At 67.9% G+C, this 16,050-nt stretch carries 16 protein-coding genes and 1 pseudogene; 11 read left to right on the top strand and 6 right to left on the bottom strand.

Annotation, left to right across the window (positions count from 1 at the left end; genetic code table 11):
- Nucleotides 1–167 precede the first annotated feature (167 nt).
- The 7 genes from SGFS_RS02330 (at nucleotide 168) to SGFS_RS02300 (ending at nucleotide 2,997) form a co-directional block, all read left to right on the top strand.
- Nucleotides 168–785: a TetR/AcrR family transcriptional regulator gene (locus SGFS_RS02330; protein ID WP_286247189.1), complete on the top strand. Its 618-nt coding sequence runs from the start codon at nucleotides 168–170 to the stop codon at nucleotides 783–785.
- A 52-nt stretch (nucleotides 786–837) separates the two neighbouring features.
- Entirely contained in the window at nucleotides 838–1,509 is a 672-nt protein-coding gene (locus SGFS_RS02325; protein WP_286247188.1) for an enoyl-CoA hydratase-related protein, read from the top strand.
- 63 nt (nucleotides 1,510–1,572) lie between these two features.
- Nucleotides 1,573–2,034, top strand: a complete 462-nt coding sequence (locus SGFS_RS02320) for a PaaI family thioesterase (RefSeq protein WP_286247187.1) — start codon at nucleotides 1,573–1,575, stop codon at nucleotides 2,032–2,034.
- 59 nt (nucleotides 2,035–2,093) lie between these two features.
- Nucleotides 2,094–2,228: a hypothetical protein gene (locus SGFS_RS02315; protein WP_286247186.1), complete on the top strand. Its 135-nt coding sequence runs from the start codon at nucleotides 2,094–2,096 to the stop codon at nucleotides 2,226–2,228.
- Between the two features lie 118 nt (nucleotides 2,229–2,346).
- A complete protein-coding gene (locus SGFS_RS02310; protein ID WP_286247182.1) occupies nucleotides 2,347–2,484 on the top strand; it encodes a hypothetical protein in 138 nt (45 codons plus the stop codon).
- A 70-nt stretch (nucleotides 2,485–2,554) separates the two neighbouring features.
- The gene (locus tag SGFS_RS02305) at nucleotides 2,555–2,683 is read left to right on the top strand and encodes a hypothetical protein (protein WP_286247180.1); all 129 of its coding nucleotides are present in this window, start codon (nucleotides 2,555–2,557) and stop codon (nucleotides 2,681–2,683) included.
- Between the two features lie 122 nt (nucleotides 2,684–2,805).
- A complete protein-coding gene (locus tag SGFS_RS02300; protein WP_286247178.1) occupies nucleotides 2,806–2,997 on the top strand; it encodes a hypothetical protein in 192 nt (63 codons plus the stop codon).
- A gap of 73 nt (nucleotides 2,998–3,070) precedes the next feature.
- On the opposite strand, the gene SGFS_RS02295 is transcribed toward SGFS_RS02300, so the two are convergent.
- From SGFS_RS02295 to SGFS_RS02280, 3 genes are all read right to left on the bottom strand, one after another.
- Entirely contained in the window at nucleotides 3,071–5,479 is a 2,409-nt protein-coding gene (locus SGFS_RS02295) for an Orn/Lys/Arg family decarboxylase (protein WP_286247175.1), read from the bottom strand.
- A 1,054-nt stretch (nucleotides 5,480–6,533) separates the two neighbouring features.
- Nucleotides 6,534–6,923, bottom strand: a complete 390-nt coding sequence (locus SGFS_RS02285; RefSeq protein WP_286247172.1) for a cupin domain-containing protein — start codon at nucleotides 6,921–6,923, stop codon at nucleotides 6,534–6,536.
- A 1,053-nt stretch (nucleotides 6,924–7,976) separates the two neighbouring features.
- Nucleotides 7,977–8,642 carry a TetR/AcrR family transcriptional regulator gene (locus SGFS_RS02280; protein ID WP_286247170.1) on the bottom strand — a complete coding sequence of 222 codons (666 nt, stop codon included), beginning with the start codon at nucleotides 8,640–8,642 and terminating at the stop codon, nucleotides 7,977–7,979.
- Nucleotides 8,643–8,774: 132 nt separating this feature from the next.
- On the opposite strand from SGFS_RS02280, the gene SGFS_RS02275 reads away from it, so the two are divergent.
- Nucleotides 8,775–9,797, top strand: coding sequence for an NAD(P)-dependent alcohol dehydrogenase (locus tag SGFS_RS02275; RefSeq protein WP_286247168.1), 1,023 nt, complete (start codon nucleotides 8,775–8,777; stop codon nucleotides 9,795–9,797).
- A 567-nt stretch (nucleotides 9,798–10,364) separates the two neighbouring features.
- On the opposite strand, the gene SGFS_RS02270 is transcribed toward SGFS_RS02275, so the two are convergent.
- The gene (locus SGFS_RS02270; RefSeq protein ID WP_286247166.1) at nucleotides 10,365–11,465 is read right to left on the bottom strand and encodes an amidohydrolase family protein; all 1,101 of its coding nucleotides are present in this window, start codon (nucleotides 11,463–11,465) and stop codon (nucleotides 10,365–10,367) included.
- A gap of 171 nt (nucleotides 11,466–11,636) precedes the next feature.
- Between SGFS_RS02270 and SGFS_RS02265 the strand changes: the two genes are divergently transcribed.
- Nucleotides 11,637–11,987, top strand: a complete 351-nt coding sequence (locus tag SGFS_RS02265; protein ID WP_286247164.1) for a hypothetical protein — start codon at nucleotides 11,637–11,639, stop codon at nucleotides 11,985–11,987.
- 562 nt (nucleotides 11,988–12,549) lie between these two features.
- The gene (locus SGFS_RS02260; RefSeq protein ID WP_286247162.1) at nucleotides 12,550–13,002 is read left to right on the top strand and encodes a hypothetical protein; all 453 of its coding nucleotides are present in this window, start codon (nucleotides 12,550–12,552) and stop codon (nucleotides 13,000–13,002) included.
- A gap of 328 nt (nucleotides 13,003–13,330) precedes the next feature.
- Here the strand turns inward: SGFS_RS02260 and SGFS_RS02255 are convergent, their stop codons facing one another.
- The gene (locus SGFS_RS02255) at nucleotides 13,331–13,759 is read right to left on the bottom strand and encodes a VOC family protein (protein WP_286247160.1); all 429 of its coding nucleotides are present in this window, start codon (nucleotides 13,757–13,759) and stop codon (nucleotides 13,331–13,333) included.
- A 410-nt stretch (nucleotides 13,760–14,169) separates the two neighbouring features.
- On the opposite strand from SGFS_RS02255, the pseudogene SGFS_RS02250 reads away from it, so the two are divergent.
- A pseudogene (locus SGFS_RS02250) lies at nucleotides 14,170–15,275 on the top strand (IS701 family transposase); the annotation flags it as partial.
- Between the two features lie 298 nt (nucleotides 15,276–15,573).
- Here SGFS_RS02250 and SGFS_RS02240 read toward each other — a convergent pair.
- Nucleotides 15,574–15,960 (bottom strand): WD40 repeat domain-containing protein, encoded by a 387-nt coding sequence (locus SGFS_RS02240; RefSeq protein WP_286247155.1) that lies wholly within the window; start codon nucleotides 15,958–15,960, stop codon nucleotides 15,574–15,576.
- Nucleotides 15,961–16,050 lie beyond the last annotated feature (90 nt).

Genomic DNA, 16,050 nt, shown 5'->3' with positions numbered 1-16,050 from the left:
CCTACGGCGACCCCCGCTTCGTCGGCGCCGAGCCCACCAGGGCCCGGGAGCGCCCTGTTCGCCCCGCCTCCGACGCGCTTTCGACACCTCTCTTGCATGTTCTATGGCATACGACATAAGTTACCAACCGGTAGACCAGTGGGTGCCTGAGAAAGGTTCGGTGGCGTGTGAGCCCCCGCAAGAGTGACAGCCGGGAGCGGATGGTCCTCAGCGCCGCTGTCCTGTTGCGTGAGTACGGCGCCGGTGCGACGAGTATCGACCGCGTCCTCGCGCACAGCGGTGCCCCGCGCGGCTCGGTATACCACCACTTCCCAGGTGGACGCGCCCAGCTGATCGACGAGGCGGTGGCGCTGGCCGGCGACTACATCGCCGGCCTCATCGACGCCGCCGCGCAGGCCGACGACGTGCCGGAGGCAGTGGACGCGTTCTTCGCCCTGTGGCGGGACTGGCTGCTGGAGAGCGACTTCCGGGCCGGCTGTCCGATCGTGGCGGTGGCCGTGGAGACCAACGACGACGCCCCGCAACTCTCCCGCTCCGCCGCAGAGGTCTTCGCCCGCTGGCGCGAGGCGCTGGCCGGCCTGTTCCACCGCAACGGCCTGCCCGAGGTGCGGAGCAGGAGGCTGGCCACGTTCGTCATCGCCGCCGTCGAAGGCGGGGTGATCATGTCCCGGGCCGAACGCAGCACCGCCCCGCTGGACGACGCGGCTGCCGAGACCCACGACCTGCTGGTCCACACCCTGCGAGACGGGCCAGACCCCGACGCCGCTCATCGCTCTCACCCGTGACTGCCCGTCACCGCACCCGCCCATGCCGACCGCCCCGCCCGAAGGAGCCACCATGCCCGTACTCGACCGCCAGGACGACGTCTTCGTCCTCGACCTCGGAGACAGCGAGAACCGATTCCACCCCGACTGGATATCCGCCGTCGCCGCAGCCCTGGACGAGGTGGAGAAGACGGACGGACCGCGCGCCCTGGTGACCGCCGCGACGGGCAAGTTCTACTCCAACGGCCTCGACCTGGACTGGTTGTTCGCCCACGAGGACCAGTACCTGGAGTACGTGATCTCGGTGCACGCGCTCTTCGCGCGGCTGCTGTCCCTGCCGCTGGTAACCGTGGCCGCGCTGCAGGGGCACACCTTCGCCGCCGGCGCCATGTTCTCGCTGGCCCACGACTTCCGGGTGATGCGCTCCGACCGAGGCTTCTGGTGCCTGCCCGAGGCCGAGATCAACATCCCGTTCACCCCGGGCATGTCGTCTCTCATCCAGTCCCGCCTCGCACCGAGGACCGCGCACGAGGCGATGGTCACGGCCCACCGCTACGGCGGCCACGACGCCTTGGTCGCCGGCATCGTCGACCACGCCGTCGACGAGGACGCCGTACGGACGACGGCCGTCGCCATCGCGCAGGCCCAGGCCGCCAAGGCCGGCGACACCCTCGCCACCATCAAGTCCCGCATGTACGCGCCCGTCCTCGCCGCCCTGCGCGACACGACCAACCCCATGGGCTGACGCCACATCCACCACACAGCCGGTCGACCGACCGAGGCCGGCACCACAAGCAAGGAGTGTTCCGTGTCCACGACCGACTTCACCGCACTCTCCGGCCTCGAACTGATGCGCTGGATACAGTCCAAGCGGCCGACCGAGACCGACGTACCCTCGATCGGCAGGCTGCTCGGCATGCGGTTCGACGAAGTGGAGCACGGCCGCATCGTCATCTCGCTCGACACCCGGCCCGACTTCGCCAACCCCCTCGGCGCCGTCCACGGCGGCATCGCGGCGACGCTCCTGGACTCCGTCATGGGGTGCGCGGTGCACACCACCCTCCCCGCGGGCGTCGCCTACACGACCCTCGAGCTGAAGGTCAACTACATCCGGGCCGCCCACACCGGCGGCCAGACACTCACCGCCGAGGGGAACGTCATCCACGTCGGCCGTCGCACCGCCACAGCGGAAGGCAAGGTCGTGGACGAACAGGGCAAGCTGATCGCCCACGCCACCACCACCTGCCTCATCATCGGAGGCGGCGCCTGAAGGACTCCGCTCGGAACGAGCGCCTCCAGTGGGTGAGGAGGAGGGCGTGATCGCTCACGATGCGGCAATTCGCCAGTGGCTGCCGGGTGCTGGTCGGTTCTCCGACCCTGCTCACCGTCGGCGGCCGCGTGTCGAACCGCTCCTCCCTGATCGACGGCTCCGGCTCAACAACAAGACTCAACGCCTACGCCTGACAGGGCGCAATAAACCTCCGTCCGCCGTCCGGCCCCTCTCCGTAAGGGTCCGGACGGCGGACCGGGCGAAGGGCCCGGTGTCACTCCCGGACGTGTGACGTCCTGGTTCGCTCACCGCGTGGAAGGCAGGATCCTCGCCCACGGCGCCTACGAGCTCCTGATCCCGTGGCAGTTGGAGGTCAGCCACCGCATCAAGGCAGCAGAGGCGGGCGACTACCCGCGTTGGACCGGCAGATCTACCGGCAGCGCAACATAGTTGAGCCTTGCTTCGACCAGCTCATGGGGCTTCCACAGGGTCTCCATCCGTGCGAGAAGACCGCCACCTCTTGTCCGAGCTCGCTGCGGCCCGCAAACGTATCGCCGAGCTGGAGGGCGAGTTGGTCACCCGTCGGCGGGCTGCCGAACTGCTGGGCGAGGTGACGTTCCCCAAAGGCCTTTCGAAGCCATCCGCGTGACGGCCTGTGAGCACGTGCCGGTGCGGCCGGCCTGCGGAATGCTGTTGGTCGCCGACTCCGGGTACTACGCCTGACGGGACCGTACACCGTCTCACCGCCTGGCCAAGCATGCCTGGCTGACCATGACCACCAAAGCCCTGGCCCTGGCCATCGGCAACCGCTCCCCGCGGCCGGGTGGCACCATCATCCACTCCGACCGCGAAGTGCGGTTAGGGTCCTGGGCGTTCACCCAGCGCGCGAGGGCCTCCGGCCTGCTGCCCTCAATGGGCTCCAGCGAAGACTGCGTGGACAACACGAAGATGGAGTCTTTTTGAGCACGCGAGCAACTCGACTCCACCCAACTCGGGACAGTCCGGAGCCTCCACCGACGCCGGAGCGGTTCACCCTTCAGGACCGCTCATGGGTTTCCTTCGAGTGCATGCGTTGCCCCGGCGTGACGGCGCGGCGTTCCTGTGCGGCAGCGCTTGTTTTTCCGCCTTCGCTGGCTGTCGGTCGCATGCATTCGATGAGGTAGTCGCCCGTGTCGGGATCGAGGGTCACGCCATGGGTTTCGCTGCGGAATCCGGGGAAGCGGCGGTCGAAGGATTCCAGGGCGGTGAGGTAGCGCAGCAGTGGGCCATCGGGGGCGCCGACGCTCTCGCCGGGCATGAGGACAGGGATGCCGGGCGGGGTGACGGTGATCATGGCGGCGGCCACCTGGCCCGGCGCCTCGGCCAACCGTACGCGGTGGGTGCCACCGCGGATCAGGCGCTGATAGCACAGTTGCGGCGGGGTGACCGGTTCCGGCAGCTGCTGGAAGGCAGTGTCCAGCAGGTCGACGAGGCGGACCGAGCGCAGGTGGTCGTGCATGTCCTGGCACAGCTCGCGCAGGGTTTGGTCGGCGTATCGCCTGGGGTGCTCGGCGACCAGTGCGGGCAGGACCCGGTCGAGAGGGGCCTCCTCGTCGTAGAGGGCCTTGAAGTCCATCAGGGCGTCGAGGAGGGTGCCCCATTTTCCCTTGGTGATGCCCATGGAGAACAGGACGAGCGTCGTATAGCTGTCGGTCTTCTCCACGACGATGTGGCGGGTGGCCAGGTACGCGGTGAGCACTCGTGCCGGGATGCCCCACTCGCCCATCGCGCCGGTCGCGTCGATGCCCGGGCAGGTCAGGGTGACCTTGATCGGGTCGAGCATGCAGTAGCCGTCGGTCAGCCCAGGGAAGCCGTGCCAGGCCGCGCCGGGTTCCAGATGCCAGCAGGTCGGCTCGGTGCGCAGCAGGTCAGCCGGGGTCTCGTCGAACGGCCGTCGGGTGCCGGTGGCCGGGTCGGTGACCGTCTCGGGTTGCCACACGCCGAAGAACCACGGCGGTCGGTCGCCGGCCTCCTCGATACGGCGCCGGATGCGGACCATCTCCTGGCGGAAGCGGACCGCCTCGGTCACCGCCTCGTCGATCAGCCAGCGGCCTTGCGGCCCGTCCATCATCGCTGTCGCCACGTCCAGTGAGGCGATCATCGGATACAGCGGGGAGGTGGTGCCGTGCATCATCAGCGCCTCGTTGAACCGGTTGTGTTCGACGGGGGCCCTCGGGGCGGGCTTGACGTGAACCATCGCGCTCTGGGAGAGCGCGGCCAGCAGTTTGTGGGTGGACTGGGTCGCGAAGACCGTCGGCCGGTCCGGGCCGGGAAAGGTGTCCTCGTCCACCGACATGCCGTACCGGCCCGCGTAGAGCGGGTGGAAGCGGGCGTACGCGAACCATGCCTCGTCGAAATGCAGCCGGGGCGTACTCGCGGCGAACGCCTGTGCCGCCACCGAGGCGTCGTAACACAGGCCGTCGTACGTGGAGTTGGTGAAGACCGCGTACTGAGGGCGGGGCGAAACGGCATCCTGGGTCAGCGGGTTCGCGGCGATCCGGGCCGCGACGGAGTCCGCCGCGAGCTCCGCCGGAGGCAGGGGCCCGGCCAGGCCGTAACCGTTGCGGGTGGGGATCAGGTAGACCGGGCGGGCGCCGGAGACGACCAGCCCGTGCAGCACCGACTTGTGACAGTTGCGGTCCACCAGCGCGATCTCGTCGCGAGTGACGCTGAAGTGGCCGACCACTCGGTTGCAGGTGGAATCCCCGTGCAGCACGAAGTAGGTGAGGCCGGCGCCGAAGACCCGGGCGGCGTTGCGCTCCGCTTCGCCGATCGGGCCGGTGTGTTCGAACAGCGAGCCGAGCTCCTCCACGGAGATCGACAGGTCACTGCGCAACAGCCGTTCCCCGAAGTAGTCGTGGAAGGCCCGGCCTGCGGGCGACTTCAGCAAGGCGACACCGCCGGAGTGGGCCGGGGTGTGCCAGGAGTACTCGTGCGCGTCGTCGAAGCGGCGCAGCGCCCGGAAGAAAGGCGGCAGGAGGGCATCCTGGTAGGTGCGCGCGGCGGTGGTGATCCGGCCCGCGATGAACCCGGGAGTGTCCTCAAGCGGCCACACATAGCCCACGACCGACTCCGACACCCACAGCGGCAGGTCCTGCACGCCGTCGTCGGTCATGACCAGGAAGACCGGCAGTTTCTGGAATCGCCGGCCGATGGAACGCAGCACCGTGGCGCCCCCGGGCTCGCCGTCCGCGCCCCCTTGGCCCGGAAGTTCCCAGGCGACCAGTGCCGCGGCCAGCCCCGCCTCCGTCCGCAGCACAGCCTCGGCGTCCGCGACGCCTACCGCCCGTCGGACGTCGAACCCCCGCTTCTCGATCGCCTCACCAATGCGCACCAACTGCTCGGCACCGGCGCCCTCATCCTGTGGACGTTCCCGTACCGCGAGCAAAATCCTGCTGTCCGCCATGAGACCCCTCCCGGCGGCCCACGCCGCCCCCGCTCAGTCTCCGAGCGGACCGGTTGAGCCCGCAGTTCCACAGCCGTAAACCACCCGCAGGACGGAACAACCCCCAGCTTCCGGCGACCGCGCCGGACCACGCCCGACCAATCAGCCGCCAGCAACCAAGCAGCACTCTGACGCGAACCCGGAATTGCGTGATCAGCATGACCTGCTCGGTGATCAGTACATTGGGGTGCGGACGGGGACGCTGCCGGAGCCGATGCTGACCGCGCCGGCGCCCGTGCCCGACCTGCGGCCGGACTCGGCCGTGGAGGAAGTGCAATCGGCCTGCGACCGGATCGACGGGCGCACCCGCCCGGCCACCCTCACCCGGGTGGATCCGGAGCGATCCGCACCGCACACCCCGCCCCTCTCGATGACGGCCCCGAACGGCCGTGTCAGGTCTGCCTCGCGGTTGAGTACATGCAGCACACCGGGATCGTTCAAGGCCCGGGGGACGCTGAACTTCCTGCGCGCTCAGAAGGGCGCTGGCACTCTCCCCACGGCGGGGGTGCATCGCGTCTGGCGGGAACGCGGGGCCCGCGTGCGTATGGTCTGCTCAACAGCAGGGGGTCAGGGCCACGGTGTTCCTGCCCGAGACCGCCCCGGCGGTGAAAGTGGCCAAGTGCGCGGCTGCGGCGCAGCTGTGCGCCTGGTCGGCTCCGAGTACGCCGAGGCTCTCGCCGCCTGCCAGGCGTTCGCGTCCACCTCCGGCGCACTCGCCGCGCACGCATACGACCCCCCGCTGATCGCGGCCCCGCTTGCCGGATCGCAGCGCATTACCCGTACCGGCCGGGCCGACCGCGCACGCGGCCGGACAAAGTCGTCGCCGGTAAGGCCTACGGCTCCCGCGCGAACCGCGCCTACCGACTTCCGAGAGCGGCACGCCGTGGAATGCGGCATCGCCCGGTTGAAGAGGCACCGGGCCGTGGCCACGCGAAACGACAAGCTGGGCGTCCGCTACGAAGCGAACTGCGCTGGTCGCTGCCATCGACGAGTGGCTTTGACCAGCACTGGGCGGTCAACTATGCAGCTGTCCCCGATCCTGTTGTGTGATTGCATAGCCGGGTACGGATGGCCACCGAACCGTCAGTACTACAGACTCCTCCTCCGCGAACCAGGAGTGGTCGACTCCGCGGCCCCACACGACGTAATCACCCTGCTGCTCCAGGAGAACACTGCGGCCGGGGAGTTCGACGCGGAAGCGACCGCTGATGAGCAGCAGGAGGGCCGTTCGCTCCTCGCCTCTCACCCATTGCCTTCGCTCGTCACCACGAGGATGGACGCCCCATTTGATCTCAACAGCCTCGCTGTGGCGCGGATCGTCGGCGTTCTTGAAGTGTCCGAGGAGCCATCCCCGGTCCAGTGCCGCATCCTTGCCCGCGCTGCCCACGTACACGCTGTCGTTCATGATCCGGACGCTAGCAGCCGCTCTTGGCAGCAGGACCAGGGCTCCCGCAACAGGCCCGAGTCCTGCGGTCGGCCAATGCGCCACCCGTTCGGGAACTCTCCCTGGCCTTGGCGCCGGTGTTGTGGCCCGGTGTTCGACTTCTGGGACCCGACCGCGCGGTCTGGTCAAGGGATAGCGGCCTGCACCCAGGGGTGGGGTAACGTCCTCTCTCAATTCGACGCATTCACCAGGCGCGTCCGGTCCTTCGCGACCATGCTCGCCGAGCGCCAGGGCGAGCGCCTGCCGGACTGGGGCGCCGGCGTCAGGCAGGACGACCTCCCCAGCCTCACACGCTTGCCGCGGACATCGACCGCGACCGTGACGCCGTGATTGCCGGTGTCTCCTTGGTCAAGGTGGATGGGTGCTGCTTCAGGGCGTCTGGAACGATGTGCCGCGTGGATGTCGATGATCAGACCGTGGCAGTGGGCGGGGACGGACGGGAGTGGACAGGAGTGGACGGGCGTGGTGAGCCAGTGCCTCCGTTGCTGTGTTTGTGGTGGGCCGACTGATGGTTCCGAGGATTATGTGCTCGTCGAGCTGACGGCACGTCGGCCCGGCGGCGGGCGGGGCAGAGCAGGGCTTGGCTGTGGTGCTTGCCTTGGGTGATCTTCTTGTCGTGTGGGACGCATCAGCAGCGCCACGATGCTGCAGACAATCGCCAGGATGGCGCAGAGCGACGCCACGTGGATGGGCCATGACTCGTTGGCTGGTGTCGACGGTCATGCAATTCCCTAGCTCAGGCGGTCGAGCGTACGTAAGACCCCAGCCCTGCGATCACGACTCCCCGGTGGGGACCGTGAATCTGTCGGTGTGCGCTCGCTGAGACATCCGCCCGCTTCCCCCGGGGCCCGGCGCAAGCACGGCAGCGTGAGGCGTGGGAGGCACTGGCCTGACGGCGCGGATGAGCCAGCGCGCCTCTCGATCGGGGCAGATGCGTCGAACCACTCGGTACGACAACGGCTACTCACCGGTCGACAAGGCGCGCACCGGATGTGGCGGGACGCCGCTGGCCAGTCAGCCCGCTGCTTGCTGGAGGCCGTCGAGGATGAGGTCCAGTCCGAATTCGAACTCGTCGCCGTAGGCGTACCCGGGACGCATGACGTGAGCGGTCGCGATCTCGGTCATGTACGGGTACTCGCCGTCGCCGAAGCCGCTCATGATGGAATCCGCCAGTTCGGCGATCTCCTCAGGGGAGCCGAGAGGCAGGGTCTTCTCCTGCAGGGCGAACCCGTAGATGTAGCTGTCGAGAACCGAGACGGCGTGGGCGGTCATGGTGAGGGAGAACCCGCCCTGACGCAGGCAACCGAGGACGGCGTCGTGGTGACGCAGAGTGGCCGGGCCCGGAGTGGACCGTGACTCCATCAGCCCGATCGCCCAGCGGTGGCGGGACAGCGTGAGGCGCATGGATATGGCCCGTTGCCGCATCGCCTGTCGCCAGGCGTCACCCGGCGTGGGCACGTCGACCTCGCCGAACACCAGGTCGATCATGCCGTCGATCAGGTCTTCCTTGTTGGTCACGTGGTTGTACAAGGACATTGCCTCGACTCCGAGGGCCTCGCCGAGTTTGCGCATGCTGAGTGTCTCCAGGCCGCCGGCGTCGGCGAGTTCGACGGCGGCATGCAGCACCCGCTGCCGGGTGAGCGTCTCGCGGGCCGACTGCCGGACGGTACGTCGGGTCACGGTGGACATCACTTCCTCTCGTGGTTTCCCAGCATTGACGAGCTTACGCCGTAAGTGCTGTACTTACGGCGTAAGTTTGACTTACGCCGTAAGTGTGCGGGAGACGGAACGGGAGCAGGGACGATGCGGAACATGAGCGAGCCGATCGCAACCACCGGTGGGACCAGGACGATGGCGGCCGTCGTACAGGAGCGTTACGACGCCGAGCCGGAAGCCGTGCTGCGCACGGCGCGGCTCGCCCGGCCCAGCATCGGGCCGGCCGAGGTATTGGTACGTGTGCGCGCCTCCAGCGTGGACCGGGGCACCTGGCACATGATGGCCGGTCTGCCGTACGCGGTCCGGCCCGTGAGCGGGTTGCGCAGGCCGAAGCTCCCCAACCCCGGCCGCAACATCGCCGGTGTCGTCGAGGCTGTCGGCCCCGAAGCGAACGGGTTCGCGCCCGGCGACGAGGTCTACGGCACGGCAGTGGCCGCGTTCGCCGAATACGCGGCCACCCGTCCCGACAGGATCGCTCCCAAGCCGGCCGGGCTCACCTTCGAGGAGGCGGCGACGGTACCCGTCAGCGCGCTCACCGCGCTCCAGGCGGTTCGCGACAAGGGCAATGTCCAGGAGGACCAGCAGGTCCTGATCACTGGAGCCGCCGGCGGCGTAGGCACCTTCGCCGTCCAACTCGCCCACGCCTTCGGCGCCCGGGTCACGGCCGTCGCGAGCACCCCCAAGCTCGACGCCGTGCGAGCGCTGGGCGCCGACCACGTGATCGACTACACGCGCGAGGACTTCCTTGCCGGCTCGCGACGCTACGACGCCATCATCGACATCGCGGGCAACCGCGGTCTGCGGGATCTGCGCCGCGCTCTCACGCCCCGCGGCAGGTTGGTCATCACCGGCGGCGAGACGAACGGCCTCTGGCTCGGCGGCACCGACCGACAGCTCCGCGCACAGATGCTGTCCCCGTTCACCGGCCAGCACCTTGGCACCTTCATCGCCTCCGAGCACGCCGATGGGCTGCGCGACCTGACCGTTCTCATCGACTCGGGAACGCTCAGCCCTGTCGTGGACCACGTCTACCCGCTCGCCGAGACCGCCGCAGCCGTCCGACACCTTCTCTCCGGCCGCACCACGGGCAAGGTCGCGCTTGCCCTGCCCGCGGAGTGACACCGTGGGCCGACGCCGGCAACAAGCCATCCATCTCCCGGACATCGCCACATCTGGCGAACTGACTGCCCCGCATACCCGGCAGCGGCAAGGCGACCACAACCGGCCACAGAGCGCAGATCGGCTTCCCAATGGAGAGGCCAACCTTGATGCAGCTCGTCGGCGGACCTGGTGCGTCAGCTTGGCGTTCTGATCTGTTCTGCTTTGTCGTCGCTCATTGCCGTGTAGTCGGTCCGATCGATGCTGCGACATCTACCTCCTCGGCCGGCGGGTGATGTGTCCGGAACGCACTGCGGACGCGCGCGGGACGGGCACGCGGCTTCGGCAGCGGGCCCGCGCCGGGGAAGTGGCACAAGCTACCTCAGCGCCGTACCGCTGTTGCGGCAGATGCTGAGCTATTTGTTGCGGTGGGTGTTGCGGTGCGTGTTGTGCGGGACTTCCCGGTGTGCCTGGGGCCCCCAGGCCACCATGGGCGTGTGGGCGTGTAGGCGTGGTCGGGGTGCTGACATCCCCGTTGCGGCCGCTCTTGCCCATGTCTCCGGATGGAGTTGAGGAGTCGGAGAGGGGCTAGGCACGCCTCAGTGCGGGCATGAGGCGGAGCGCGTTGTCGCGGTTGATGCCGCGACGTTGGCGGTTGGTGAGGACGGGGTCGGTCTCGATGGCCGGCACCGTGAAGTCGGTGATGATGTCGGCGGAGGCGGCCGGCCAGTCGGTGCCGAAGAGGATCCGGTCGGCACCGGCGGTGGCGACCAGAGTGCCCGAGGGGGCCAGCGGGCCCGCCGTGTCGTAGTAGAAGCGGTGGAGATAGTCCTGTACACGGGCAGCATCGAGGGGTGGGGTGCAGAAGTCGCCGAAGGCTTTCATGCGGGTGGCGATCTGGGGGAGGAATCCGCCGGCGTGTGGCAGGACGACTGACAGGTGCGGGTAGCGGTCGAGTGTCCTGGTACGGATCAGGTTCACAGCGGCACGCGTGGAATCCAGCAGGAAATCGCACATGAAGTTCGGAATTCCGGGGACGGTGGGCACGCCGGGTGGTCCGCTCGGGAGGTCGAGCGGGTGGGTGAAAAGGACCGCGGCGCGTTCGTCGAGTTCTGCGAGGAAGCGGTCGTACGAGGGATCACCGAGGTAGATACCGTTGTAGTTGGCTTTCATGCTGACTCCAACGGCACCGAGCTCGTCGAAGGCGCGTTGGAGAGCCCATGTGGTCACCTCGGGATGGTCCAGGACAGCAGGGCTGAGGATGGCGAAACGGTCCGGGTGTACGGCCACCAAGTCGGCCACTGCCTCGAAGACGACAGTGAGGCCTTCCCTGGCCTGCGCCGCGGAACGGTACCGGTCCTGCATGGTCGGGTTGAGGACCGCGGTTGCGATTCCCACCCGGTCCATCAGCGCCAGAGTGGAATCCAGATCCCAACGCGCCCACCACGGCAGTTCCTGCCGCCGCACCAGGCCCTCACGCTCGGCCCAGTCGACCCATGCCGGAGCGGTGAAATGGTGGTGGACGTCAATCCTTGCCCGGCCGGCGTCATCACCGGTCTCCGAGCCCCGCAGCACCGCTTCCTCTCCGGCCAGAGCACTGGACCCGGCCGTGGCGGCGACGGTGGTCGCCACCGCCCCACCGGTGATCAGCAGACTGCGCCGACTCATGGCCTGGGTCGGTTCCGACATCCGCGTATCCCATCCGTAGCGCCATCAGCTTGTCGCACCACGATGGCCCGGCGACGGGCTCGCGATCAGCAAGGCGTGCCCTGTTCGAGCTCGGTTACCTCGGACGGACGCGGTCCAGAGGGGATGGCCTCGCCAGTTCTCGCCGTCGTCCGGCTTCAGGACGGATGCCCCGTGCCGACCGCGATGGGGGAGGGCGTCATGCACGGCACCGGTACAGATCCACCTGTAGACGGCGCCGGACCACTCGTCCGGCTGGCCAGCTATCAGACGTCGGCAGCCCGCCGGCGCCTCGGGACCGCGCGACTGACCCGATGGCTGCGCGCGCGTGGCGTCCGCAGCCCAGAGGAACTTGCGAAGAAGGTTGTGGAGGCCGCGGAGCGGCAGCACACCTCCGATCCCGGCGAGGCGGTGATCGCCCAGCTCGCTCGGACGCTCGCCCAGGATGTCGAGACCCTGAACAAGAAACTTGAGCGGAATGATCGAGTGCAGACCCTTGGCCCGGATCTGGGGAGAGGACGCTGAGGACGCGGTATGGCACGCCGCCATTGACCTCTTCCTCCTCAACACGGGCAACGCCTATGACGCCCTCGCCTGCCTCTTCGGCGTCCGCAACTCCTTTGGGTTCAGGCCGCTCACCGAGGACCGAGGTCTGCCAGAGGATGCCTCGGACGGACTGCGGAACACGTTCAACGCGTGGGGCGGGCCACGGGACGCGCACGGAAGGACGTGGATCAGCTGGACCGAGTTGGCAGACGCCAACTGGGACGGGCAGATCGGTCCGGCACGCTCAGCCGAAATATGGTCGCCGGGGCGGGGACCCACTGGGCACCGGTCTGGGACGTGATGCGGACGCTTGGCGAGCTGCATGGCCCAGAGCATGTGCGACTCGTGGTCTGGTTCGACTGATCGCGGAACTGGTATCTGCCCCTCGACGCAGCTTGACTTCTCCATTGGGAAGCCAGTGAGTGTTTCACTTGGCCAGTTGAGCGCTCGCGGTCGAGCAAGTGTGACTGGTCGAGATAAGTGTCACCTGGTCGCGATACCTGTCACCGGCGCCAGTATGGCGGGCTGCCATCATACTGAGATGGCCCACGACATAGTGTTCTTCCTCGCTCCCGACGACGAGACTGCCGCAGCGACGCGCCTGCGGGGACCTGGTCAGGCCTTTGAGTCTGTGACCTGCCGTTTCATTGAGCCAGACAGTGCCATCGCCGAGTGGGACATGTACTTCGAGGAGCCCTCGGCCGAGGTCCCGCCGATTGAGCAGCTCCTTGGGTGGTCGTGGCCGGAGTGGGTCACTGCCCCCTTGAACGATGGCGTTGAGGTGTTCGCTCTGCCGCAGCGGTTGACCCGGGCGTTGGCCAACGCCAGCTCCACCGAGTTGGAGGAGCTGGCAGGTCGCTGGACCATGAGGCTCAGATCTGCCGACGGGGACGATATGACCGACGATGATCTACTGGCGGTGCTGCAGGGAGTTGCCCGGCTCGCGGCGGCGGCCGTGAGAACAGGTGGTGGCCTCTACAGCTGGAGCTTCTGACCGTCCGGTGGACCCTCTTCGAGCAGTGAAATCGCCGTCTGCTTGGGTGGCAACCGGGCTGACAAGTCGGAGTAGGTGACAACAAGGACGACTATCTGGTGACAAGTAGCGTTGTTCTCTCGTATCCGACTTGGCGCAGCGCGTCGCCGGTGGGCCGCGGTGCGTCAGATACTTGATCGTCCACAGTTGTCGTACTCTGTCGAACCGGCCGGACGGCTCGCCCGTCCCGAGCGCCTGATCCGGCGATGCGTGCCACAGTGCTCTGACGGGTCGGGGGCGTTCTTCGTCTTGGCCCATGGGGACAGAACGAGGGCACGTTTGCGGCCCCTCAGTCGATACAGAACTCGTTGCCCTCGATGTCCTGCATTGGGATGCACGAATCATGGCCGTCGTACAGCGTTCGCACATGTACCGCGCCGAGCGGGACCAGTCGTGCGCATTCGGCCTCAAGTGCGGCGAGGCGCTCCTTACCCACGAGTCCGGTGCCGACCCGCACATCAAGATGCAGCCGGTTCTTGGCGGCCTTCCCTTCGGGGACGCGCTGGAAGTACAGTCGCGGACCCACACCTGAGGGATCACTGCAGGCGAACCATGAATCCCGCTGCTCAGGTGGCTGCGAGTGCTTGAAATCGTCCCAAGTGGTAAACCCTTCCGGTGGCGGCGGTACGACGTACCCCAACACCTCGCACCAGAAGCGAGCGAGGCGCTCAGGTTCTGCGCAGTCGAAGGTGACTTGGAACTGCTTGATCGACGTCATCGGTCCACCATATTGGCGCATCCGTTCACCGAGATCCCGGGGTTTCATCGCCGTGCGGGTCGAGGTCTCGCGTGACATGAGTAGAACCAACGGGCCAGACCGCCCGAGACGACGAGCGAATCTGCCCAGATCATCTGATACAGCGGCTAATTAGCATGATGTGGGGCAATAGCGAGGAAGCCGGGCCCGGCATGATCAGTGTGATCATCGAGGGTGATGTCACGCTCCGGGGTGTCACGATCCCTCGATCGGATGTCCCGCCGTACTGGTCACGCTGCGTGCATGGCCCGAAAACACGGGCCGGAGGGCCGATTCCGAGGCCCGCGCCGATCAGCGTGACACGGGTCCGGGCCCGGCTACGGTCCGCGTTCGTCCCGTGTCCTGTGACAGCCAAAGGTTGAGCGGGTGTGATGGCGGAGGAGTTGGCTGCGGTCCGGTGTGATCTGGAGGACTTCGCGGCGGAGGTGTTCGAGTCGTTCGCGCGGGCGGATCAGCGCCGGTGGGGCGGGGTGTATCCGCGGGGCCTGTTGTTGGACGGGCGGCGTAAATCGGTGGAGCCGATGGCCGTCCGGCTGGGCGAGGACGGCAACCGGCAGGCCCTGGCCCACTTCATCACCACCAGCCCGTGAGATCCGGCGCATGTCCGCGCCCGCCTGGCGTGGAGGATGCAGCAGGTGATCATGCCGAGCGTGCTGATCATCGATGACACCGGCTTCCTCAAGGACGGCGATTCGTCGGCGTGCGTGAGTCGGCAGTACACCGGCACCGCGGGCAACGTCACCAACTGCCAGGCCGGGGTGTCCCTGCATCTGGCGTCCGACAGGGCTTCGGCGGCGGTCGACTGGCGTCTGTTCCTGCCCGAGAACTGGGATCCCGCTTCGCCGAAGGCCGATCCGGACAAGGTGGCCCGCCGCAAGCCGTGCGGCGTCCCTGTTGAGGTGGGCCATGTCGAGAAGTGGCAGCTGGCCCTGGACATGATCGACGAGACGAGGTCGTGAGGCATCGACATCCCTTTCGCCGTCGCCGACGGCGGTTACGGAGACACGGCAGCTTTCCGGCTGGGCCTGGAAGAACGCGGACTCGACTACGTGGTGGGCATCTCCACCACGACCACCGCCCACCCGGAAGAAGCACAGCCGCACGTCCCGCCCAACGGCGGCCGTGGTCCCCGGCCCCGGCCCGTCTACCCCGAGCCGGCCCAGACGGTGAAGAACCTGGTCATCGCGGCCGGCCGGAAGGCCGCCAGGCGTTGCAGTGGCGGGAAAGCTCCCGCCCCGACAGCGGCCGCAGCGGGGTGAAACGCATGTACTCACGGTTCGTTGCCCTGCGGATCCGTCCTGTCGGCCGCGAGATTCGCAAAGCCGCCGACGGTCCCGAACTGCTGGAACGGTAGCTGCTGGCCGAATGGCCGACCGACCAGCCCGAACCGGTGCAGTTCTGGCTGTCCAACCTTCCCGCCGACACGGCGCTGGCCACCCTGGTGCGCACCGCGAAACTGCGCTGGCGCATCGAGCACGCTCACGGTACTCGTCCAGGCACTCGCGCAGATCCCCGAGATCCACCGGCGCGGCCCCGACATCCTCGTCCGGACCGACGGCGCCGGATCCGCGAAAACCTTTCTCGCCCACGTCCGCGACCTGCGCAAACGAGGAATCCGTATCTACTTCTCGGTCGGACACGCCATCACAGAGCCGATCCGCCGCGCCATTCGGGCCATGCCCGATCGCCTCTGTCATCCCAGCCCTCAACCAGGACGGAATGCTGTGTGATGGCCCAGAGGTCGCTGAACTGAGCGGCTTGATGCAGTTGGACGGCTATCCCGCCGACACCGTCCGGGCTGACTGGCTGGATGGTGCCGATGCACAGGCCGCCCGGTAAGGGATCCCCCGCAGGTAGGCCCGCCAGTCCGCCGGGGACAGACCGGAGCCCACCCGTGCGCAGAGGCGGGCGGCGACTCGGTCGGGGTCTATGTCGTACGCCTGCACCGGCACGTGTGTGCCCGCCGCGTACAGCGTGCCGCCGTCCGGGCCGAAGGCGAGCGAGCGGATCATGTCGCCGGGAGTGGACAGTGCGGAGCCGAGGAGCCGAGGAGCCGAGGAGCCGAGGAGCCGGTGCGAGTCGGTGTCCCATAGTTGGACCGTGCCCAAGTCGCCCGTGACGGCCAGGGTCTCGCCGTCCGGCGAGAAGGCCAGTGCGGCCACTCCTTCGTTCTCCGCGCGGAGGGCTTCTGGGCCGTACTCAAAGAGGAGATCTGCCCCCGCTTCTGGCCCGACTGGGCCACCGCCCGCACT

Source organism: Streptomyces graminofaciens (assembly GCF_030294945.1).
Lineage (GTDB): Bacteria > Actinomycetota > Actinomycetes > Streptomycetales > Streptomycetaceae > Streptomyces > Streptomyces graminofaciens.
Note: the sequence above shows the minus strand (reverse complement) of the source record. Positions and strands in the feature narration are given on the sequence as shown.

Coding starts and splice junctions, on each gene's coding strand:
- SGFS_RS02260 (WP_286247162.1), top strand. CDS start 12,550: ATGGCCCACGACATAGTGTTCTTCCTCGCTCCCGACGACGAGACTGCC.
- SGFS_RS02300 (WP_286247178.1), top strand. CDS start 2,806: ATGACCACCAAAGCCCTGGCCCTGGCCATCGGCAACCGCTCCCCGCGG.
- SGFS_RS02275 (WP_286247168.1), top strand. CDS start 8,775: ATGAGCGAGCCGATCGCAACCACCGGTGGGACCAGGACGATGGCGGCC.
- SGFS_RS02255 (WP_286247160.1), bottom strand. CDS start 13,759: ATGACGTCGATCAAGCAGTTCCAAGTCACCTTCGACTGCGCAGAACCT.
- SGFS_RS02295 (WP_286247175.1), bottom strand. CDS start 5,479: ATGGCGGACAGCAGGATTTTGCTCGCGGTACGGGAACGTCCACAGGAT.
- SGFS_RS02315 (WP_286247186.1), top strand. CDS start 2,094: ATGCGGCAATTCGCCAGTGGCTGCCGGGTGCTGGTCGGTTCTCCGACC.
- SGFS_RS02270 (WP_286247166.1), bottom strand. CDS start 11,465: ATGTCGGAACCGACCCAGGCCATGAGTCGGCGCAGTCTGCTGATCACC.
- SGFS_RS02285 (WP_286247172.1), bottom strand. CDS start 6,923: ATGAACGACAGCGTGTACGTGGGCAGCGCGGGCAAGGATGCGGCACTG.
- SGFS_RS02325 (WP_286247188.1), top strand. CDS start 838: ATGCCCGTACTCGACCGCCAGGACGACGTCTTCGTCCTCGACCTCGGA.